17 protein-coding genes are annotated in these 23,022 nt (G+C 32.3%); 15 read left to right on the forward strand and 2 right to left on the reverse strand.

The window, feature by feature from the left end; genetic code table 11:
- Positions 1–174 precede the first annotated feature (174 nt).
- From ACQY44_RS17770 to ACQY44_RS17790, 5 genes are all read left to right on the forward strand, one after another.
- Positions 175–2,556 (forward strand): glycoside hydrolase family 19 protein, encoded by a 2,382-nt coding sequence (locus tag ACQY44_RS17770; protein ID WP_428231637.1) that lies wholly within the window; start codon positions 175–177, stop codon positions 2,554–2,556.
- Positions 2,553–3,464 (forward strand): hypothetical protein, encoded by a 912-nt coding sequence (locus ACQY44_RS17775; protein WP_428231638.1) that lies wholly within the window; start codon positions 2,553–2,555, stop codon positions 3,462–3,464. Before ACQY44_RS17770 ends, ACQY44_RS17775 begins: the two co-directional genes overlap by 4 nt.
- 412 nt (positions 3,465–3,876) lie before the next feature.
- Positions 3,877–4,305, forward strand: coding sequence for a hypothetical protein (locus ACQY44_RS17780; protein WP_428231639.1), 429 nt, complete (start codon positions 3,877–3,879; stop codon positions 4,303–4,305).
- Positions 4,302–5,153, forward strand: coding sequence for a hypothetical protein (locus tag ACQY44_RS17785; RefSeq protein ID WP_428231640.1), 852 nt, complete (start codon positions 4,302–4,304; stop codon positions 5,151–5,153). The genes ACQY44_RS17780 and ACQY44_RS17785 overlap by 4 nt, the downstream gene beginning before the upstream one ends.
- Positions 5,154–5,447: 294 nt before the next feature.
- Positions 5,448–5,966 carry a hypothetical protein gene (locus tag ACQY44_RS17790; protein ID WP_428231641.1) on the forward strand — a complete coding sequence of 173 codons (519 nt, stop codon included), beginning with the start codon at positions 5,448–5,450 and terminating at the stop codon, positions 5,964–5,966.
- A 475-nt stretch (positions 5,967–6,441) separates the two neighbouring features.
- Here ACQY44_RS17790 and ACQY44_RS17795 read toward each other — a convergent pair whose 3' ends face one another.
- On the reverse strand, positions 6,442–6,780 hold the full coding sequence (locus tag ACQY44_RS17795) for a hypothetical protein (protein ID WP_428231642.1): 339 nt from the start codon (positions 6,778–6,780) through the stop codon (positions 6,442–6,444).
- Between the two features lie 216 nt (positions 6,781–6,996).
- Between ACQY44_RS17795 and ACQY44_RS17800 the strand changes: the two genes are divergently transcribed.
- The 7 genes from ACQY44_RS17800 (at position 6,997) to ACQY44_RS17830 (ending at position 16,583) form a co-directional block, all read left to right on the forward strand.
- Positions 6,997–7,425 (forward strand): copper resistance protein NlpE N-terminal domain-containing protein, encoded by a 429-nt coding sequence (locus tag ACQY44_RS17800; RefSeq protein WP_428231643.1) that lies wholly within the window; start codon positions 6,997–6,999, stop codon positions 7,423–7,425.
- 343 nt (positions 7,426–7,768) lie between these two features.
- A complete protein-coding gene (locus ACQY44_RS17805) occupies positions 7,769–9,217 on the forward strand; it encodes a hypothetical protein (RefSeq protein ID WP_428231644.1) in 1,449 nt (482 codons plus the stop codon).
- A 367-nt stretch (positions 9,218–9,584) separates the two neighbouring features.
- A complete protein-coding gene (locus tag ACQY44_RS17810) occupies positions 9,585–10,661 on the forward strand; it encodes an acyltransferase family protein (RefSeq protein ID WP_428231645.1) in 1,077 nt (358 codons plus the stop codon).
- Between the two features lie 263 nt (positions 10,662–10,924).
- Positions 10,925–12,715, forward strand: coding sequence for a right-handed parallel beta-helix repeat-containing protein (locus tag ACQY44_RS17815; protein WP_428231646.1), 1,791 nt, complete (start codon positions 10,925–10,927; stop codon positions 12,713–12,715).
- A 154-nt stretch (positions 12,716–12,869) separates the two neighbouring features.
- Positions 12,870–15,182: a DNA topoisomerase 3 gene (locus ACQY44_RS17820; RefSeq protein ID WP_428231647.1), complete on the forward strand. Its 2,313-nt coding sequence runs from the start codon at positions 12,870–12,872 to the stop codon at positions 15,180–15,182.
- A 128-nt stretch (positions 15,183–15,310) separates the two neighbouring features.
- Entirely contained in the window at positions 15,311–15,787 is a 477-nt protein-coding gene (locus ACQY44_RS17825) for a DUF6265 family protein (protein ID WP_428231648.1), read from the forward strand.
- A 58-nt stretch (positions 15,788–15,845) separates the two neighbouring features.
- The gene (locus tag ACQY44_RS17830) at positions 15,846–16,583 is read left to right on the forward strand and encodes a protein phosphatase 2C domain-containing protein (RefSeq protein ID WP_428231649.1); all 738 of its coding nucleotides are present in this window, start codon (positions 15,846–15,848) and stop codon (positions 16,581–16,583) included.
- A 52-nt stretch (positions 16,584–16,635) separates the two neighbouring features.
- Here the strand turns inward: ACQY44_RS17830 and ACQY44_RS17835 are convergent, their stop codons facing one another.
- Complete coding sequence (locus tag ACQY44_RS17835; RefSeq protein ID WP_428231650.1) at positions 16,636–17,796, reverse strand: MFS transporter; 1,161 nt, start codon at positions 17,794–17,796, stop codon at positions 16,636–16,638.
- 291 nt (positions 17,797–18,087) lie between these two features.
- On the opposite strand from ACQY44_RS17835, the gene ACQY44_RS17840 reads away from it, so the two are divergent.
- The 3 genes from ACQY44_RS17840 to ACQY44_RS17850 all read left to right on the forward strand — a co-directional run bounded on the left by ACQY44_RS17840 (position 18,088) and on the right by ACQY44_RS17850 (position 22,927).
- Positions 18,088–18,813: a hypothetical protein gene (locus ACQY44_RS17840; protein ID WP_428231651.1), complete on the forward strand. Its 726-nt coding sequence runs from the start codon at positions 18,088–18,090 to the stop codon at positions 18,811–18,813.
- 292 nt (positions 18,814–19,105) lie between these two features.
- A complete protein-coding gene (locus ACQY44_RS17845) occupies positions 19,106–21,412 on the forward strand; it encodes a TonB-dependent siderophore receptor (RefSeq protein WP_428231652.1) in 2,307 nt (768 codons plus the stop codon).
- 201 nt (positions 21,413–21,613) lie between these two features.
- Positions 21,614–22,927, forward strand: a complete 1,314-nt coding sequence (locus tag ACQY44_RS17850; RefSeq protein WP_428231653.1) for an APC family permease — start codon at positions 21,614–21,616, stop codon at positions 22,925–22,927.
- Positions 22,928–23,022 lie beyond the last annotated feature (95 nt).

The following is a 23,022-nucleotide window of genomic DNA, read 5'->3' on the forward strand; positions in this document are numbered from 1 at the left end:
CAAAAGGATTTTCACTTCTATCAGAGCCAAGGAATAGTTTTTCAAGAATCTTTAATTTTATATATAGAATATATCCTATTAATTATATTGTTTTTTGAAAGAAATTTATTTCATTATATAAAAACACCTATATTCGTTATTTATAAGTATTTACCTCTAAATAAAAATAGTACAATGCCAAAATTAAAAATCTACGGAAAGCCTAATCCTATAGTAGGAATCAAAGAGTATTATTCAATAAATGATTTTTTTGGAAATTCAGTTCCTATATCAACATCAGAATATCAATTTCAAACAGTGTCTGATGAACAAATTAAATGGAGTATTTGGACACTCGTTAGAGGATCTTGGACAAAAACACAAAAAAATGACAAAATTGGGACAACTGTAGATTATACCTTTTTTCAAAGTAGTCTTACTAGAAAAGGCATTAGAATGTTAGTCGATGTTAATGGTGAAAAAGCAATATTAGAGATAAAACCGCAAAAAACATTTGAAGCCAAAATACTTAACGTTGAATTGCTTGACAACAATTATAAGGTACCAACCAAACCTTTTCTCTATGGCGATTGGATCATTGCACGCGTACACTGTGTAGCTATGGAAAGGTTTCCTCTAACTGTTACTTTATGGGAAGACGACGAAGGTAAAACCAAACAAAATACAACTAATTTAAAAATAGAAATTAAAAAGGCTAATGTTTTAAATGGAAAAGCAGATGTTCCATTTTTTTTAAATCCAAGTCATGCCTGGCTTGCCAATGCAAAATTAGCTTCGGGAGATAATAACGAGGGAGAATTTCATGAATATTACGTAACAGCAGAAATCTTTAAAAAAGTTTCAAAAAGGATAATAAGTAAAAATACAAATGTCCCAAATCCTGAGTACACACCTCAACCGATAATACCAAAACAAGTTATTCCAGCAGAACAAAAAGGACCATCAAAAAAAGAAACAAAAGGAATTGCAATATCTGACAAAAAAGTTCATGATTATCATGAGCAAAAAATTGTTGTGAAAAATGAAATTTCCACAAATCCTATTCAGGAAATCTACAATAGTACAATGACTGTTAATATTGGGAAAGACAAATGGTGGGAAAAGGAAAACGATAATAAAAAAAGTATTTGTCCTAATTGTAATAAGGATATAACGCTAGAGCAGTTTAATTTAATGTTTCCAAATTCTAAAAAATTATTTTATAAAGGAACCAATAAGTTATCTCAAACCACACCTCAAGAATTTATTAATTCGTTAAACAAAACATTTAAAGAGTTTAAGATAAATACTTGTATAAGAAAAGCATTTTTTCTTACTCAAATAGCAAGAGAAACTGGCGATTTCTCAAGAATTGATGAAAATTTAAATTACAATTTAGAAAGTGCTTTGCATGCCTATTGGACAAAAACAAACAATCCTCTCTTATATTCACAAGCCGATAAATTTTTAAATAATCCTGAAAAACTGGGGAATTATGTTTATAGAAATGTAGCCGAAAATGGTGACGAGACTAGCGGCGATGGTTATAAATTTCGAGGAAGAGGTTTAATACAAATTACTAGAAAAAAAGGGTATAGAAGATTTGGAGAATATATTGGTAGAAATTTAACTTCTAGCCCTGACTTACTAATTAATGATTTAGATTTAATGATACGCTCTGCAGGTTGGTATTGGAAACATGGTGTCCTTCTAAATGATAGTTCGGAAAAAGATATTAATACAGTTGCAGACTTCGAAGATTTCGCAAAAGCAACAGAATTAGTACATGGTTCTGTACTCGATATTAAAGATAGAGAAGAAATCTTAAATAAGATAAAGCCAATATTAAAAACGAATGAATGCAAAAAAATAGTTGCTGAAATTTTATCAGATGCAGACATTGAATATCATATTTTTTTTAGTGGAATAATACGTTATAAAATTCAAAATGAAAAAAGAGAAAATGCTTCTTATTATTATCATGATAATTTAGGAATAATTCATAATATTGGTAAATATGATTTAAAGAAAATTACTAATAATTATGGCACTGATTATCAAGACAAACTTAAAAGTTCAAATATCTACTTATTTGATATTAGAAATTTAAAAAACTATAATAAAGGAGATATTAAATTTACTCTAACGATGAATCCTAGTACTAATAGATTTTTTATGAATGATATAACTGTAGCATCTTTTATTGGTGCAATGCTAGAGTGTAGTTATAAAGACTTTATTTTTAATGGCTTCAGTGATCATTTAGGCAATTCTATTGGAGGAAGTGAGTCCCACAAAAATGGAATGAACGGAGATTTACGATACTTAAGAAAAGATAAGTCAGGCAAAAACGTACATTTATCGTTAGAGTCTGAAAGTGGAGATCCTTGCGGATGGAAAGGAATGGATGAAAAAAGACAAAACACATTTAATGATGCATTATATAAATACGGATGGAAAAGTATGCTTTCATGTAAATATAATGGAAAAATGCTACGTCACTCTAAACATTTTATAGATCACCACCATCATTTACATTTACAATCTTTCAGTCCAACATTAAAAAAAATAAAATGAGACTTTTAAAATTAACCATTACTTTTTCTTTATCATTACTTTTTGTTTATTGTCAAAAAAAAGAAAAGAAAATTGTTTCTTCAATAAAAAAAACTTCCATACAAATCAACATTACTGATACATTAATAAATAGTATTGATTCTACAAGGATACTTAATTTAGACACTAAAAAAGAAAAAATTATAGAATTATTTTTCAAGAGTTTAGATAATGATTATACCAAACCGTTAATAAACTTTAGTAGTATTAAAAATTCTCAAGAAAAAATTGAGGTAAAAAAATATGTCAATTTTAATATTAATAAAAATAAATATCAATCTTATTTAATTTCATTCTCTTATGAAAATGATGAACTTTATAGATCAATATTATTAACTAATTCCAATTTAGATGACGCATTATTAATCTATGAAAAAGTTATAGACGAAGGAGAGTATTTAAGAATTTCAAGAATCAACAAAAATATAGTCAAAAGTTCTGTTTTTCAAATAGAGCATTTTAAATACGACAATGAAGGTAATATTTCTAACGAAAAAGCAATAAAAGATTCTTTAGTAGTTAGTGAAAACAAATATTTACTAAACGAAAATTACTTTTTAGAATATTTTGCAGAAGATAATTTGAATTTAAATAAACAATGGGGAGAAAAAGAAATTATCTATACAAAAGATAGACTTGATTCTTCTTTTGTATACTTATATGAAAAAAAAGGAAAAATTAAAAATCATTTAAAAACAGGAAACTGGGAAGAAAGAAGATATATCAATATATATAATAAATCTGTGTGGCTAAATGGAGAATATGTAAAAGGATTAAAAAATGGAGAATGGAACTACTCACCAGATGGACCAGTTGACAAAGTTGAAGTTTACAATATGGGAAAACTAATAAAAACATATTTCCCGTAGTTAATTTAGCGGATTTATGCCCCCGCTCTCCAAAGTGTTCCCTTTATCGCGTTCGTACCCATTCCAATAAACCCGCTAGCGCGAGCGTCCCGCTCGTGCACACAAACCATGTAAATAACAAAACTACGGTCACGAGCTGGATACTCGGCGCTAGCCATTAAAAAACTTATAATGCATTAGACTCCAAACAAACCTTCGCTATAAACTACAAAATAAAAAAAGAGAAAATGCTTCTTATTATTATCATGATAATTCCGGCACAGTACATAACATTGGTAAATATGAACTCAAAAAAATAAGCGATCAGTACGGAGGAAAATATCAAGACTGTCTGGGTAGCGCTGATATCTATTTGTTTGATATTAGAAATTTAAAAAACTATAAAAAAGGAGATGTCAAATTTTCATTAACAATGAATCCAACTACTGATCGATTTTTCATGAATGATATTACAATTGCTGCTTTTATTGGTGCAATGTTAGATTGTAGCTATACTGATTTTGTTTTTAACGGTTTTAGTGATAATTTAGGAAATTCTACAGGAGGTAGTACATCTCATAAAAATGGAATGCATGGAGACTTAAGATATTTAAGAAAAGACAAATCCGGGAAAAATATACACTTATCTTTAGAATCTGAAACTGGAGATCCTTGTGGATGGAAAGGGTTAGATGAAAAAAGACAAAATATATTTATTGACGCCTTATTTAAATATGGTTGGAAAGATATGTTATCATGGAAATACAACCATAAGTTACTAAACCACTCGAAACATTATGAAGGCCATCATCATCATTTACATATACAAATTTTTACACCTATCTTAAAAAAAATAAAATGAAATATTTAAAATTTAGCATTATCTGTTCTATGTCATTCTTTCTATCCTTTTGCAAAAAAGAAAACACTACAGATTTTAGTGAAATTAAAAAAACGGAAAAAAAAATAGTACAAGACACTATTATAAAAGATATCAATTTAAAATTTATAGGAAAAAAAATTGAGGGGAAAGAAAAGCAAACATTAATAAACAAATATCAGTTAGCAATCACTAGAGAAGTTGAAAGACCGGTAATGGTAGAATCATTTTTATCAAATATAAATTCTTTATTTGAAATTTCTGAATACAAAACAATACCCATAAATAATACTAACGTTAAATCTTATATTGTAAAAATACAGTTTGAGGATGCATTATATACGTCTATACTTTTATTGTTAGACAAAGAAAATTATCCTTACAATTGTTTAGTAGTTTATGAAAATCTAAAATCAGCAGACAATTATAATTGCTATTCTAAAATAAACAACAATATCATAACTATAAGCCGAATTGACGATTTGAGAAAAGGTACAGAGAAATATATCCTAAAAAACAATAATTTTTTGAATTATTATGCTAATTCAAAAATTGATATTCCTGAATGGGGGCATAAAGAGTTAATTCACACGAAAGACGCGCTTGATTCTTTTTATCAATATGAATATATTTTAAAGGGGGAAATAAAAAATCATTTAAAAAACGGCGAATGGTCTGAAAAAAGATATCTCCCAGAATACGCCCGATCAGGTTGGGTGTATGGAAAATATATTGATGGATTAAGAAATGGGGAATGGATTTATAATGAGGGAGATCCTTTAAGCAAAACTGAAGTTTATGATATGGGAAAATTAATAAAGACATATTAATTCAAATCTTTCTCAATTAATAAAAATGAAGTATTTAAAACTAATTACCCCCGCTCCTCGAAGTGTTCCCTCAGCTCTTAGACGTGTTCTTTCCGCAATGTCACGGTCGCTGTGCGAAGTCTCCCGACTTCGTACCCGCTCGTGAACAAACCCCGCTCTTCGAAGTATTCCCATCATCGCGATCGCTGTGCGAAGTCTCCCGACTTCGTACACACTTCAATAAGCCACAAAGAAATAAAATCATATTATTGCAAAATATAACAACGACAAATATACATAATCAAGCATTGGAATATGGAAAAGAATATTGAAGAAGAAATAGAAAATCTAACAATAAGATTACTTGATCTGGTAAATCTAAATTGTTGGAATGCTATTTCAAGAAATTTAATGTTTATACTTTCAAATATTTCCGAAGCAGAAGGTGAAAACTTTTTTATTCAACGTAGTAATAGAAATAAGCTCAATAAGAAGAAAATACCAAAAAGCTTTAATGAAGTAATAATTAGCCTAAAAGAAATTTACGATTTGATTTATGATGTAAATCTACATGTTTATAAATCAGAAAAGCATAGAACCATAATCGAAATAAGCTATTTTCTTAAAAGCGAACTGCCTCCTGATTATATAAAAACAATAGTTAACAATCCACCAATGTTGCATTGTAAAATAGCATTACCTCCATATCTAAATAACAAAAAAAATAAATTTGATGTTAATTGGGAATTGGGCGGAATTAGATATAATTGGAATATATTTTGGTGGAAAAAAAGATATATCTTTTCGCGAACACGAGCGGGACGCTCGCGCTAGCCGAAGAACACAAAACTGAAAACTCAATCATTACGCTAATCCTAAACAAGAATTCATACGAATGGATTTTATAGAAATAATATCTGGACGAATTATATTGGAGTATTTAGGAGCATCAGTTAGATTTCTGTATTTAAACTTAAGATGTTTACTAAACGACAATGATTTTACAACATTCTCAAGTATATGGTCACCAACTGGCAGTAACAAAAAAAAGGATGGAAACAGCTCTTTAAATCATATGATTGGAGTTATATTCTTTGGAGGACTTATATTTTTATTGGTTATTTTTAATACCTAACATTGATTGAAATAGAAATCCCGATATCCGAAGTTTTCCTATTCTCAAAATCCCTATGCAAAGTTTAAAATCTTACCAACTATGAACAAGTATAAACCAACAGAGAAAAATTGGCTCAAAATAATTATTGAAAATTTACTTGATTTTATTCTAATGTGGAAATAATTGAAAAACTTATACCGCATCAGACTCCAAATAAATCTTATGCAAATCATCCAATAACTCCATTTCTTGTTCCGGTAAAAGTTGCAATGCAATTTCAAGCAAAGTCATTACATCAACACCACTATTCGCTGTAAAACTTGATAAACTTCTGGCATCATCATTAAGCAAAATAATACTTGCTTTTAGCAAATCCGAAACCATTAGATTCAATTCATTATAACCGGATACTTTCAAGTTTACACTAAACGAATTATTGCTATTATTTTCTGATTTTAGTTTTCTGAAATCTTTTGTATTTTTCATTAATTCTAAAAGTTCTGCGACTTGTTTTGTATGTTGTGTTTCCATGTTTTTATTTTTAATTGATTGTTATCTTTTATTCTGATTTTGATCAAAACGAAATTACAGCTATTAGATGATTTTAAAGTAATTGTATACAATCGGTTGTATCCAACTGATATTCACAGATAGATTTACGGCTTCACGTAAGGTATTTAAATTCAAACCAATTACTTTTGACCAAAGCTTTCTAACCTATTTTCAAACCAATAAAAAAGCAAACCAATGAAACTAATACTTGCCATCTTACTTTTTATTTTTAATCTGGCTTTATCTGCACAATCCAACCCATACACTGGCGATTATACACGTTCTCTTTCTGAAGAAGGAAAACATATTATTGAATATAAACTAACCTTAAATCAAGACGGAACATTCCTATTTCATTCGTATAAGAAAATGCAAGGCGGAACTCCACCGGAAGTCAATACCTACGGAAAAGGAAAATGGAGCGCCAAAGACAATATCATTACTTTTTCGGCAGATAAAAAAGAAGACTTTGATGAAAAAAACACGCTGGATTTTAATCAGTCAACAGCCAGATTTGTAACTAAAAATCCCAGAGATAAAAGCGATAAAGTAGCGAAAACAAAACTTCAATTTTTAGAATCAGGAATTTTCTGGATGAAAAGAATTGATATTTTTAAGATCTAAAAACATCTTATAAACGGCACTCATACCACTATAAAAGCACAATATAGAAAGCTACAAGAAAATAATTTTTGTGGCTTTTTTTTATAATCAAAAAAGATCAATCCTTGTGACTTCCCAAGAATCAACACTCCTGCATAAAAAACGTAGCAGCTCCTTTTGCAAAAGTGCTCAACTAACTAATATCAGGCTATAGTATTTATACTACTTTTATTAATACCTGTTTTTATTGGCTTTATACCTAAATATGAAGGTTTTATGACATTTTTTCAGGGGTCATTTTCTTAATTACTTAATTTCAGGTCTTCAAAAAGATAACTACAAAAATTAACTAAAGCCCCTGATTATGAAAACTACAAAAACAGTATTATTTTTTATCACGCTAATCTCATTATTATGTGCCTGTAAAAAGGACTTAAAGGGAGAAAAAAATAATTATACAACTATACAAAAAAGTGCTGCTTCTGCAGAGTGTTTAGCTCCTGCTAATTGGTTTACGATGGTAGACAACACGCGCCGGACTCCTCCGCCAAATGAAGGGCCAACAAGCGTATTTGCCAACAATGCAACCGTAACGAATTGTGATTTTCATCAATGGTCCTGGCAAAAATTTCTTTTTCTTACCAATGAGATCAACGGAAAACCATTATTTATGACTGAACTCCTTCAGGTGAATTCAGCAGGTAAGAGATTAGACCCACGCAATGGGATCTTTTTGACGGATTCTGCTCAGGCAAGTGATACAACTGATATTTTAAAAACACCTAATTATCCATCGGGTGTTCCTCGATCTACTACGGTCTATTATTCTATATTCATGGACCCAATTATTTACAAAACAATGCTAAAATATGGCCCAATAGCACAAAAGGACTCCTCCAACTTACAAGGGATAACTTTTCCTGTAGGTTCATTAGAACTTAAAACTTCCTGGATTGATGCAAGCGTACTTAAAGATACTTCTTCTTATTTTGTTACTAAGGGATTAATCAATGGAGTAAAAAAAAGAGTAGCACTTTTGGGAATGCATATCGTTGGGGTTGTAGAGAATCATCCCGAATTTGTATGGGCTACTTTTGAACATGAAAATCTTGCACCCGCTTATGATTGGTCAAAAGCTACGCCAACAACTGATGCGCCGGTGACAAGTACAGTCGATTATCCTTTTTTTAATAAAAGCAGCACTGCAACGGTTAACAATATAACTACTGGAAATGGAATTTATACGGATGTCTTTTCCGTTTACAAATATGGCGTTCCTGTCGAAAAAGCCAAAAAAGGTTCTTTCAATGTTCTGCTTTATATGCAAACAAGTCAAAATGGTTCTGAGAACTTCAATAATATCCGTACTATTAATCAAAGCGTTAAGAAACAACTGAAAGGTGTCTGGAACAATTATTTTTACAATGGTTCACTATGGATTAATACCGCAGGGCACAATACAAATCAGGCGCAAGCTGCCTTATTAGATTCGTTAAGTTCAAATCTTTCCAATTCCTCACCCGGAGATTTCACCAGAGGCTCCACTGCAGCCTACAATATCACTATGGAAACCTATGTTCAGGTAGGTTTTGGTTCGTCATCCATACACGGGAATTCAGTGGGCAATCTTGTTAATTGCTTCTCCTGCCATAATACATCTAATTTTGGAAGTGTTTCTCCTCTCTATATAAGTCATGTTTTTACAGGATATGTAGAAAGCCTGCAAGGGTTAAACAGAAAACAAATCAAACAAGCACATGTTAATGAAATCAAGAAACAATTCAAATTGCGTCTAAAATTAAGAAACAAATAACAAATCACTTTACTTTTAAAGCAAAGCTAAAATTGATAAGGACACAAAACCGCAAGCTTCTGTTTGTGGTTTTTCTGTTTTATTCATGGGGCATAATGGAGATCGCAATATAAAAAATCCATCTTTACATGCCCAGATTACAAATCTAAATAATTAGGCTTACCTTAAGTTTAGTTTGAACATTTCTTTCAATTCAATGGTTCTGATTTCTAATCTTTGGCATCAATGGTAAGTAAAAACAAAAATGCCACAAGAAAATAATTTTTGTGGCTTTTTTTATAAACATAAAAAATCAATCTTTGTGAGGACAGATTACAAATTCTGCGTCTTAGAATTATTAAAATAAATATGCGCTATAAATAAAACCATGACCAAACCAGAAACCGAAACTTTAAAACCAAAACAACATTTTGAAATCCTGGACGGATTAAGAGGAATAGCCGCTGTGGCGATTGTCATTTTTCATTTTATGGAAATCGTTTATCCGCCTAAAGACAATTTTATCGCGCATGGCTTTTTAGCCGTTGACTTTTTCTTTTGCCTTTCCGGATTTGTTATTGCCTACGCCTATCATGACCGAATTAGTAAAATGAAACTTACCGACTTTTTTAAACTAAGATTGATCAGATTACATCCTTTGGTTGTTTTTGGTTCTGTATTGGGTTTATTGGCTTTTCTTTTTGACCAGTTTGGCGGTCATCCTGAAGCTTACCAAACCGAGAAATTGATTCTGATCTTTCTGGCTTCGGTTTTTCTGATTCCTTTTCCGGTAATGGCAGATCGTTATTTTAACCTGTTTGGTTTAAATGCGCCCGGCTGGTCTTTGTTTTGGGAATATGTTGCCAATATTTTTTATGCGCTTTTCCTTTATAAACTAAGCCGACGTTCACTATTTGTATTAACCGTTTTGGCTGCTGCAGGAATTTGTTTGATCAGTCAACGCGCTGGAGGTTCCCTAATGGGCGGATGGAGCGGAGAAACTTTTTGGGATGGTTTTGGCCGTATTTCATATTCGTTCCTAGCCGGAATGCTTATTTACCGCTCGAATTGGATTATTAAATCAAAACTGGGCTTTATTGCTTTATCTGTATTACTGCTTTTAGCTTTCGTATTGCCTTTTTCAGATTTCAATTGGCTTACAGAACCTCTTGTGGTCTTATTCTATTTCCCGTTATTGATTGTATTAGGCGCCGGAGCAACTTTGGCACCGGGATTCAAAAAACTATGCGTTTTCTTTGGGAAAATATCGTATCCTTTATACATGACACATTACGCCGCCATGTGGATATTCGCGAACTATTACACCAAGTACAAGCCCGAAACAGGTCAACTTACTTTTGTTGTTATTACAGGTACAATTCTTCTTGTGGGGATCGCCTACTTGACTATGATTTTTTATGATATGCCTATTCGAAAATATCTTACGGATAAAAGAAAGATCTAATTTTTATAGGCCAGAAAAAGAATTGTAGCTTTTCTGTACTATTATTTTTAATCAAATAAAACAAGTCTGTTTATGTAACGTAACCACAAGCGGATAACGCAGATTTGCATAAATATTTTTTAGTTTTTTTATGTTAATTTATATATATTTAAAAAATTAACAAATACGAATAAACCTCAATAGAACCAATAAAAAAACAATGTATTTGTTTATGAAAACTAAAAATTCAAAGATTTTTCATTTACTAATTTTTAAATATTTATATGAATAAAAAACTACATATTTTATTTTTTTCGCTATTCCTTTCTTTTTCTCTTCTTGCTGTAAGCAACTTAAATGCAAAAACTATTAAAATTGTTACTGGACCAACTCCAGATGCAAAAGGCATTTTGTATGTAAAAAATGGAGGTACGGGAGACGGTTCTTCATGGAATAATGCCTACGGAGAATTTCAGTTTGCAATGACCAGTACAAATACAGCTATTCTTCAAATTTGGGTAGCAGCTGGAATTTATAGTCCTCAATATGGTAAATCTTTTTCATTGAAAGAAGGCGTAAAAATTTATGGCGGATTCGCAGGAACTGAAAATGATCTTAGCCAACGTGATTTCAAAACCAATATAACCAATTTAAAGGGGATTAGAAATTCCGTTATCCAAACAAGAAATTTAACGCCTGCAACTCTTTTAGATGGTTTTACAATTTCTGATGGTTTTACGGAGCCAGATTCAAGTGGCAATAATGGCACAGGTGGAGGAATTTTGAATCTTTCATCTTCTCTTACGATCTCAAACTGCATCTTTATAAATAATAAGGCATCAGGCGGAGGAGGAATCTATAATTCTGGCGGTTTCCCAATTATAACCAACTGTACTTTTATTAATAATTCAGGTAATGCTATTGATAATTGGTCTACTACAGCAGTAATAACAAATTGTAATTTTGAAAAAAACGCTTCTGCTGCTGCTGCAGTAGAAAATACGCGTTCGACTACTACTCTAACCAATTGTAATTTTACAGAAAATACCGGTTGGGATGGCGGTGCTATGTATAATGAGTTATCTAATGTTACAATGACCAATTGTAATTTTACAAAAAATATTTCCAGACGAAGCACTACTTCAAATAATGGCAGAGCTGCCATATACAATGTTTTTAGATGTAATATTACGATCTATAATTGTCGTTTTATCGAAAATTCTGCTGTTAAATATGGCGGTGCAATAGTGAGTAATAATTTTACTAATCTAACTATCGTAAATAGTCTTTTTATTAACAATACTGCCGGAACCTTAGCAAATGAACTACATAGTACTTCTGATGTTACACTAAAAATAATCAATAGTACTTTTGTTAATAATGGTAAGGATGCACTATTTTCTAGTGGCGGCGGCAGTATCAATTTTACAAATTGTATCGTTTGGGCTAATTTAACTTTGGGTGCAGAAGGTTCATATAATTCAAAAAACTCAATAATTTTAGGAAAAACAAATACTTCTGATAGTAATATCAGCGCAACAGGAATTAGCGATACTCAGATTTTCAATAATCCTGCTGCTGGAGATTACACTCTTCTGGAAGGAGGAATTGCCATAAATAAAGGTAATAATGCCTTATACGATCCTTTAATTTTTGGTAATTTAGATCTATCCGGAAGATCCCGTGTTAACGAAACCACTATTGATTTGGGAGCTTATGAATCAAAAAACGGTATCTTAGGCATTGGTCACGTAGAAAAATCAAATTTAATAACCTATCCTAACCCTGTAAAAGGTGATTTTTTTACTATAGAAAACGCCAGCACAGATGGAAATGCAATGCTTTATGACCTCTCCGGAAAACAAGTCAAGTCTGCAAGGATAGAAAATGGAAAAGCTCAGGTTAATGTAAGCGGCTTAGCTAAAGGAATTTATTTACTAAAAACGACAAAAAGTGAAGCTTTAAAAAATAATAGTCGAATAAAGTTATTGAGTCCGACAGCAAATTCAGTTATTAATTTTGTACTTCTATATCAGCGCTCTCATAATTTCACCCAAAGTCGCAAAAACGTCTAGTTTAAAAACTTAATAAAGAAAAAACTTTGCGACTTTGGGACTTTGCGCGATTAAAAAACACAGTAAAAAGAATCTTTCTCCCTTTGTTCCTAAGAACCTTTGCGCCTTTCTTATAAAAAATCCCTAATTTCGCCTTTAAATAAGAAGGAGAAAAATGAAGGTATGTATTGCTGAAAAACCAAGTGTAGCACGCGAAATCGCATCCGTTTTGGGAGCCAATACCAAGCACGATGGATATTTTGAAGGCAATGGTTATGCCGTGACCTACACTTTTGGGCATTTATGTACCTTAAAAGAACCTAACGACTACAAACCACACTGGAAAAGCTGGGATTTGAATAACTTGCCCATGCTTCCGGAGAAATTTGAAACCAAAGTAGTTGAGAATTCAGGAATCCAAAAACAATTTAAAATTGTAAAAAGCCTGTTCGATAAAGCCGAAGTAGTCATAAACTGCGGGGATGCCGGGCAAGAAGGAGAGTTGATTCAGCGTTGGGTAATGAACGAAGCGAATTACAAAGGCGAAGTACAGCGTTTATGGATTTCGTCATTAACAACCGAAGCGATAAAAGAAGGTTTCGAAAACTTAAAACCCTCTGAAAACTACGATAATTTATTCTACGCCGGATTTTCAAGAGCCATTGGCGACTGGTTATTGGGTATGAATGCTACACGTTTGTACACCGTAAAACATGGTGGATACAAACAAGTATTGTCTATTGGGCGCGTTCAAACGCCAACATTGGCAATGGTTGTAGATCGCTGGAAAGAAATCGAAAATTTTAAACCTCAACCCTATTGGGAATTACAGACTTTATACAGAGAAACACTTTTTAGCTATGAAGAAGGCCGTTTCCTGAAAAAGGAAGACGGAGAATTATTAGCCAATAAAGTCAAAGAAAGCGAATTCGAAATTGTTTCGGTCGAGAAAAAGAACGGAAATGAATACGCTCCAAAACTATTTGACTTAACCGGTTTACAGGTATATTGCAATACCAAATTTGGATTTTCGGCAGATGAAACGCTTAAAATTGTGCAGACTTTATACGAACAAAAAGTAGTGACGTATCCCAGAGTTGATACGACTTTTTTACCCAATGATATTTATCCGAAAGTGCCCGGAATTTTGCAAAAATTATCCAAATACGCTGAGTTAACGCAACCGCTTTTAGGAAAAAAAATAAAAAAATCCCCTAAGGTTTTCAACGATAAAAAAGTTACGGATCACCATGCTATTATTCCAACCGGAATAGAATCTAATTTGCAATTCAATCAGCAGCAAGTTTACGATATTATTACAAGACGTTTTATTGCGGTATTTTACGATGATTGTCTGGTGGCCAATACCACAGTGATTGGAAAAGCTGCCGAAGTACACTTTAAAACCACCGGAAAAGAAATCTTAAAAAAGGGATTTCGTATAGTTTTTGAAGACCCAAATGCCAAAGAAAAAGAGGCCGATTTGTTACCAAGTTTTGTAGTGGGAGAAAAAGGTCCACACGAACCTTCGTTTTTAGAAAAAGAAACCAAACCACCCAATCAGTTTACGGAGGCAACTTTACTGCGTGCCATGGAAACCGCTGGTAAACAAGTCGATGACGAAGATTTGCGAGAACTGATGAAAGAAAACGGTATTGGCCGCCCGTCAACACGAGCGAATATTATCGAAACGCTTTTCAAACGTCAGTACATTGTTCGAAACAAAAAACAGGTTTTACCTACTCCAACAGGAATTCAGCTTATTGATACAATTCAGAATGAATTAATCAAATCAGCTGAACTTACGGGTTCGTGGGAGAAGCAGCTGAAAGATATCGAAAAAGGCACTTTTACTGCCGGAGCATTCATCAAAAACATGAAACGAATGGTCGAGGCTTTGGTTACCGAAGTACGAAGCGAAACCCGACACGCCAATATCTCGCACGCAACCGCGACTCAAAAAGAAGTGGTGAAAGTAGAGAAAAAGAAAGCTGCAGGAATACTGGCAGAAACCTGTCCGAAATGCCAGAAAGCGACACTTATAAAAGGAAAATCAGCTTATGGATGTGGTAATTATAAAGCAGGTTGTGATTTTGTATTGCCTTATAATTTTGCCGAGAAAAAAATTACGGAAAGCCAATATTTAAGACTAGTTCAAAAAGGATCAACTGTAAACATAAAAGGTTTTAAAACAGAAGAAGGTACAGTTGAAGGTTTAATACGTTTTGAAGAAAATTACAAACTAAAACTAGAACCCAAAAAAGCAACTACAAAAGCAAAACCAACCTTAACAGCTGATTCTGATGCATTAACGTGCCCAAAATGTAAAAAAGGAACCATCATGAAAGGAAAAACCGCTTATGGTTGTGGAGATTATAAACTGGGTTGTGATTTTAAAGTGAGTTTTGATGATGTAAGAGCCAAACTCAAAGATCAAAAACCAACTAAAGAACTGGTTTATGCTATTCTTTGTGAAGTTAAAAATTAAAAGTGAGAAGTTAGATGTTAAGACTTTATTTGTTTTTCATCTTACATTTCACAATTTACAATTCACAATTCATAATTCATAATTCTTTTCATATTTTAGCTTTTCAATTTAACATCAAAACCAGAAATATGTTTCAGAAAATTACTCTTTTAGCTCTTGTATTAATTGTTGCTTCTTGCCAGAAAAAAGAATCTGTAGAAAAAGATAAAATCAAAATTGCAGATTGGCTTATTGGCAATTGGGAAAACACTTCTCCAGAAGGCACTTTGACTGAAAATTGGACAAAACTAAACGACAGTACTTTTAATGCCACTTCTTATTTCATAAAAGGAAAAGATACTTTACATTTCGAAAGCATTGTTTTGGCTCAAAAAGGAGAAACCTTAACTTATTTTGCTACTGTAAAAGGTCAGAATGATGATAAAGCTGTTGCATTTCCATCAACTATTGAATCTGATAAACAATTGGTTTTCGAAAATCCTAAACACGATTATCCTCAAAAAATTACCTATACAAAAAGCGCAAATAATACTTTGACTGCTGAGATTTCAGGGAATTTACAAGGGAAAGCTAGTTCTGAGAAGTTTGTTATGACTAAGAAGTAATAATTTTAATTGAAAAAAAAATCGAGAATCAATACCAACAACAATCACAAATAATTAGATGAAAATATATTCATCATTGCAAATTGGCGATTATCATCAAAATAATTGCGAAGATCATTTATTCATCAGTGAATATGGAAAAAATCACACTCTTTGCGCTCTAATGGATGGTTGTACAACAGCATTAGAAAGTCAGTTTGCTTCTCTATTAGTTGGAAAAATTCTAAAAAAAATCTGTTTAGAAAAAGGCTACAAAGAATTTATTGAGAAAAACAATCATTCCCTCTCTCCCGAAGAAAATCTAAAATTAATTTTACAAGCTTTGTTAAGTGAGCTTAAAATTATAAAGAATCAATTGATGATTGATGAGAAAGAATTATTAACAACTCTCATTATTCTTTTATTTGATAAAGTTCAACAGAAAGGTATTGTATTAGCCATTGGAGATGGCTTTGTCAATATAAATGGAAAAATAACCGAATTTGAGCAAGACAACAAGCCTGATTATTTAGGTTTTCATCTTTCAGAAGATTTTCAAACTTTTTATAGTTCACAAAAACAAAAAATTGAATTCAACTCACTTGAAGACATCAGTATAGCAACGGATGGAATTTTTACTTTCGAAAAATTATTCCCTTCTAAGTCAAAAGAAAAAATTGATGTTATTCAGTTTTTAACAATGGATAAAACAAATTCTGAAAAGAACGATATGCTTGATTTTAAATTAAAAAGGATAGAAAATGAATTTGGTCTAAAACCAACAGATGATTTTTCTATGATTAGAATTATAGTTTGATTATTACTCAAACAATCATACAAAAAGAAACCTCAGCACCTTCCCAAAAAACTTATTCCTTCTCCCCAATCTTATTCACCATAAAAATCATCAATATCCCTAGAAACGCCATTACTAGAAACGCAAATTTCATACTTAAATATTCAGAGATAAAACCAACCATTGGAGGAACCAATAAAAACCCAAGATAACCAATTGTAGATATAGAGGTTAATGCAGAACCACTGCTTAGTTTTGATGATCTTCCGGCAATACTGAATACTAACGGAACCACGCAGGAAACACCAACTCCAATTAAGACATAACCAAAAATAGTGGGATAAATAAAGGGCAATAGAAAACAAATTAAAAATCCTAAAGTGATCAAAATACCGCTGTAAAGCAGGATTCGTTTTGTACCAAATTTCATCACGCCATAATCCCCGAACAAACGTCCTAAAGTTACTGCCGTGGCGAAAAATACAAATGCAGCACTGGTTAGTTTTGGAGAAGCATGTAATATATTTTCAAAATAGATACCGCTCCAATCATACATCGTATTTTCGCAGGCCATAGAGACAAAACAAATAATAGCAAATTTGATCAGGTTTTTTTCCGGCATCGAAAAGAACTTCTTTTTTACCGGCACGGGCTGATTATGAATACTCAATGGATAAAAACAAGCCGTAAGCCCCATCATAAAAATACTTACACCTAATAAATGATGTGATGGCGCAATATGCTTAGTTACCATTACATATCCTAAACCTGCACCAGCAAAAACAGCTATGCTCCAAACGGCATGAAAACGGGTAATAATAGAGTGTGGATATAGTTTTTGAACTTCCAGCGATTGTGCATTAATTGACAAATTGAAAATATTACGGGAAGCGCCAAAGATCAAAAGTATAATAACCAACTGCCATACAAAAGCAGCTAAGCCAGGTAAAGCCAGAACAATATTAAACATCACTGCTCCTAACAACATGATATAACGGCTGCTGTACTTATTTAATAACTTTCCTGTGAAAGGCATTGTCAGCATTAAACCAATCGGAAAGGCAAATAAAACTGTTCCAAATTGAGCTTCAGACAAATGCAACTGCGCTTTTATATGCGGAATTCGGGAAACCCAGGAAGAATATCCAAATCCGGAAAGGAAAAAAAACACAGTGTTTGCGATACGGAATCCTCGAGGGGTATTTTGTATTTTTTTAAAAAAGGGTAAAATCATGAGGAAGGTTTCAATTAAAGCGCAAAAATAAGTTTTTTAAAACCATTATTCCCTCTTTTAACCTTCTTCTACAAAAACAATTGCAACATTAAGTGTATTAAATGGAGCGCTTTCCAAAATATAAAAAGGAATTAATCAAAAAAAAAATAGTTCCTTTTAATTTTTAGTTTCTTACTAAATATATAAAAGTCGTCAAACTTTGATTCTTTTTTTAGTTTTATTTTTAATTATTCTAAATAAGACTTAAGTTTGTATTAATAATAATTTTTAATCCAATTTAAACTCCATTTTATGAAATCTAAAACTTTAAAATCAATAGCATTTTTACTATTTATGTTAATGGCAAGTCCTCAATTATTTGCTCACGCCCTTTGGATCGAAACCAAATCAACCGGAACAAAAGGAAAAGCTCAGGAAATTTCAGTTTATTTTGGAGAGTTTTCAGATAATGATATTACAAAAGCTGACAAATGGTTTTCTGATTTAAAAGACTTTACCCTGGTATTGGTTTCACCTTCAAAAAAAGAAACAAAACTTACCGCATCAGCTTTAGAAAATAAATACCAGTCCTTTTTTACTCCTGATGAAGATGGAGTTTATACTATTGTAATGCACCATAAAGTAAAAGATGTTTACGGAACTATGGTTTTAGATTATAACTCGAGCGCAACTGTAGTTGTTGGAAATAAAACTGCAGGAAATTATGCAACTGCAAACAATAATGTTATTGGCTTGTTTAGCGAAAATGCCGATATCGCAAAAAAGAATGTAAAAATTGACGGTTTTGCTTTATATGAAGGTGCATCTGCAAAAAAGCAAAAGATAAAAGTTATCGCTCCAAACGGCTGGGAAAAAGAACTATGGACAAATGATAAAGGCCAATTTTCGTTTACACCAATCTGGTCGGGAAATTATATGGTAGAATTTGCCTATACTGAAAAAGCTTCCGGACAACATAATGATAAAAAATACGATGAAATCTGGAAAATGGCTACTTACTTAATTACAGTAAAATAATTTTCAACTGTATTTTCAGATTTAAATTAAGAAGTTCATCTTCAATTAAACCTTGGCTTTTGACAAGGTTTTTTTTATACAAAATTCACAAAAAAGCTTAATAGAATAAAATACATTATTTGAAATCTGTCTGCATTGCTAAAAAATTAAAAATGAAATAACAAAATATTAAGCAAATCTTAAGATAAAACTAAGTAAGTTTTAAGTAATAAAATATCATGTTAAATTTTGTTAAAACATATATGTGCCCTTATATTTGCAGAAAATTATTTTTATTAAATCTAAATAAGCCATGAAACATAATTTACTATTAGCACTATGTTTGATAAGTTTTGCATCTTATAGTCAGGAGTATGCCGCTGCAGAAAATACTTCGACTGCAACTGATACTGTAAAAAATAAGAAAGGAGAAATTCTGAATGAAGTTTTTATTACTACCAATAAACCTAAAAAACCTATCGAAGCAGCCCGTTCAGGAATAAAAGTAATGGATTTACCACAGAGTGTTCAAATCATTGGGAGTGAAATTATAGAAGAACAACAAGCGATCAGATTAAGTGAAGTGGTAAAAAACCTTAACGGAGTTTATGTAGGCTCTGCTCGTGGTGGCGCACAGGAATCTTTTTTCTCGAGAGGTTACGATATGTCTGCCAATAATATGTTTAAAAATGGCTTTCGTTACAATGCAGGTTCAATACCAGAGGTTTCTTCTTTAGAAAAAGTAGAATTCTTAAAAGGAGGTTCCGCTTTATTATACGGAAATGTAGCTCCTGGTGGAATTATGAATTTGGTTACCAAAACTCCAAAATTTACACAAGGTGGCGAAATATCGATGCAAATGGGAAGTTATTCTTTCTACAAACCAACTTTAGATATTTACGGACCGTTAAACAAGTCTATAGCTTACAGATTTATCGCTTCTTACGAAAACTCAGAAAGTTTTAGAGATTACGTAAAAAACGAACGTATTTATGTTAACCCTTCGTTCTTATTTCATCTTTCAGATAAAACACAAATTACAGTACAAGGAGATTATTTAAGCGCAGACTGGACTCCGGATTTTGGTACAGGAATTGTTGGTAAAACAATTTTAGATTTACCTCGCAACGAATTTTTCGGTTCACTTTGGTCAACAGCAAATACAAAATCTGCCAGTGCTTCGATGTTGTTTAATCATGATTTTAATAAAAACTGGAAATTAAATTTTAATTCTTCCTATCAATCTTACCGCAGAACTCAAACTTCAACAGCACAGTTAAGTACAGTTGAAGCCAATGGAAACTGGAAACGTGGTTTGACAAAAGCGGATGGTGCAGAACAAATATTTGGCGATCAATTGAGTTTGCAAGGAACTTTTAATACGGGTAGCATTAAACATCAGATATTTACGGGAGTTGATTACGAAAATTCTCTGGCTCCAAGTTATACTTTTGGATTCTATGATCCGGCAAAACCTGCAGACCTCATAACAACAGAAGCTACAGCTATAAACTTATATACTTACGATTACAGCACGCAAAATAAGGTTATTCCTTACCCTTCAAGAACTACTCAATTAACAAGTACAGAAACACAACGTTTTGGAGCTTATTTTCAAGATTTGGTTTCGATCAATCAATATGTAAAAGTTTTAGCAGGATTACGTTGGTCATGGCAACAAGCCGAAGCTACAACTACAAAAGAAGTAATCGAGAAGAGAAGCAATGTAAATGTTATTACAGCTGCTTACGAAAATGCACTTCCAGTTACCGGAGCCAAAACCTTAAACAAAGCTTTTTCGCCTAAAGCAGGATTAGTAATTCAGCCAACGACTGATTTATCACTTTTTGCAAGTTATTCGAACTCTTTTACACCAAATACCGGAACAACAGTAGATTCAAAACCGCTAGATCCTTCGATTATTGACCAATATGAAGTGGGTATTAAAAAAGATTTCTGGAAAGGTCTTTTGAGCACAAACGTTACTGTTTATCAAATATCAAATAACAATCTGGCACAAACTGCGCAATTTTTAGCCGATGGTGTAACACAAAATGCTAACACCAATTTCAAAGAATTAGTAGGTGCTACAAAAGGAAAAGGTGTCGAAATAGATATAACTGCAAATCCTGTTTTAGGATTGAATATTTTGGCTGGTTATAGCTTTAATGAAACTAAAGTATCGAAATCATCAGGTACAAACGGAAGTCTTGTAGTGGGCGATATATTAGCGAGAACTCCTAAACACACCGCCAATTTAAGCTTCTTCTACAAATTGCCAGAGGGCTTATTAAAAGGATTAACTTTTGGAGCTATTGCCAATTATGTAGGTGACCGTACCGGAGGTTGGAATGATGATTATTTATGGACAGAAGTTAAACCAACTCCTGCAAATCCAAAGCCGGATCCAGCATACATTATAACGATTAGAGATCGTGATATTCCGTTACAAGGATACACAACTATTGATGCTTCTTTAGGTTATGAGTGGAGAAAAATTTCAATTTTGTGTAAATTATCGAACATTACAAATGAGTTAAATTATACTGTTCACGAAAATTATAGTGTGAATCCGATAGCGCCACGTCAGGTTATGACAAGCTTAAGATACAAATTCTAAAAATTTGAATTAGATTTTTAATACACCAAGGCTTTTTCTGTGTTTTCATTTATTGAAAATCAGAAGAAGCTTTGGTTTTTAGATCAACTTAAAACCTCATTTAACAATAAATGAGGTTTTTTCCTTTCTATAATAAAGTCATTGTAATTGTATTACTTTTGCCGTACATATACTTTAAATTGCACTAATAAAAATTCGAAAATGTCAGATTCCAAGAAAAACCAATTAAAGAAAAGTTTAGGCTTAAGTTTTAATATTGCCGTATTAATTGGAGGAACAATAGGAGTTGGAATCTTAAGAACACCCGGCGCGATTGCAGGATTATTAGATAATTATTGGCTCGTAATTGCTTCGTGGCTTTTTGGTGGCTTATTTGTTTTAATAGGTGCTAATTCGTATGCAGAACTGGCTACAATGTTACCTAAAGCCGGAGGATCTTACAATTATATCAAAAGAGCTTTGGGCGAATATGCCGGTTTCTTGTCCGGTTGGTTCGATTATATTACTAATGTTATTCCGCCTGCTTTTTACTGTATTGTAATCAGCGAATACATTATTATTTTATTTCCAAGTCTTAGAAATTACTCGACCGAAATGGCGATTTCGCTTTTGATCGCTTTTGTATTATTACATCTAAGCGGCGTAAAAAACGGAAGCGTCATTCAGCAAATTACAAGTTTATTAAAAGTCATTTGCTTTTTTGCTTTGCTTGTTGCTTGTTTCATGTATACAGGCGTGAAGTTAGCACCAATTCCAAAAGACAATTCACTAGTTCATATTGGTTTAGTATTTGGATTTTTCAAATCACTTCAACTCATCATCGGAACTTATAATGGCTGGAACAGTGTTTGCTTTTTTGCGGAAGAAAATAATGATCCGGGCAAAAATATTCCGAAATCATTGTTTAGCGGTGTATTACTTGTCATTGCAATTTATGTATTATTGAATGTGGCATTTTTTCATGTTTTACCAATAGAAACCATAGCAAAATCAAATTTGGCTGCAGCCGATGTTGCCAATGTCATTTTTGGGAAAAACGGAGCGATTATCGTAACTGTGATTTCTATTTTCTCTTTAATCAGTATTCTGAACGCTTTCATGATGATTCCGCCCAGAATCTTGTACGGATTAAGTCGTGATGGTTTTTTTATCGAAAAAGGAACAGCAGTTAATAAAGGCGGAACGCCAATTGTAGCACTTTTGGTTTCATCCCTTTTCAGTTTATTCCTGATTTATATTGGTTCGTTTGAAGTCTTGTTTTCATTTGCAGCCTTTACCTCTATTATCGTTTGGGGATTAGCTTATTTTTCGCTTATCAAACTTAGAATCTCAGAACCTGATTTACCAAGACCTTATCGCTCTGCCTGGTATCCTTATACCACAATTATAGCTATTATAGCTTCAATTGCATTATTAATGGGTTTTGTTTACAGCGATCCTAAAAGTTTTATCATTATCGTATTCATTACTTTGGCTTCATATCCTTTGTTTTTGATTTTGAGGAGGAAGAAATAATTGATACTTTTTTATCGCCACGAATTCACGAATTAAAGCTTCAAGTTAAAAATTTGAAATAATAATTCGTGAATTCGTGGCGAAAAATTTTGACA

The organism is Flavobacterium sp. (genome assembly GCF_965277525.1).
In the GTDB taxonomy this organism is placed as follows: domain Bacteria; phylum Bacteroidota; class Bacteroidia; order Flavobacteriales; family Flavobacteriaceae; genus Flavobacterium.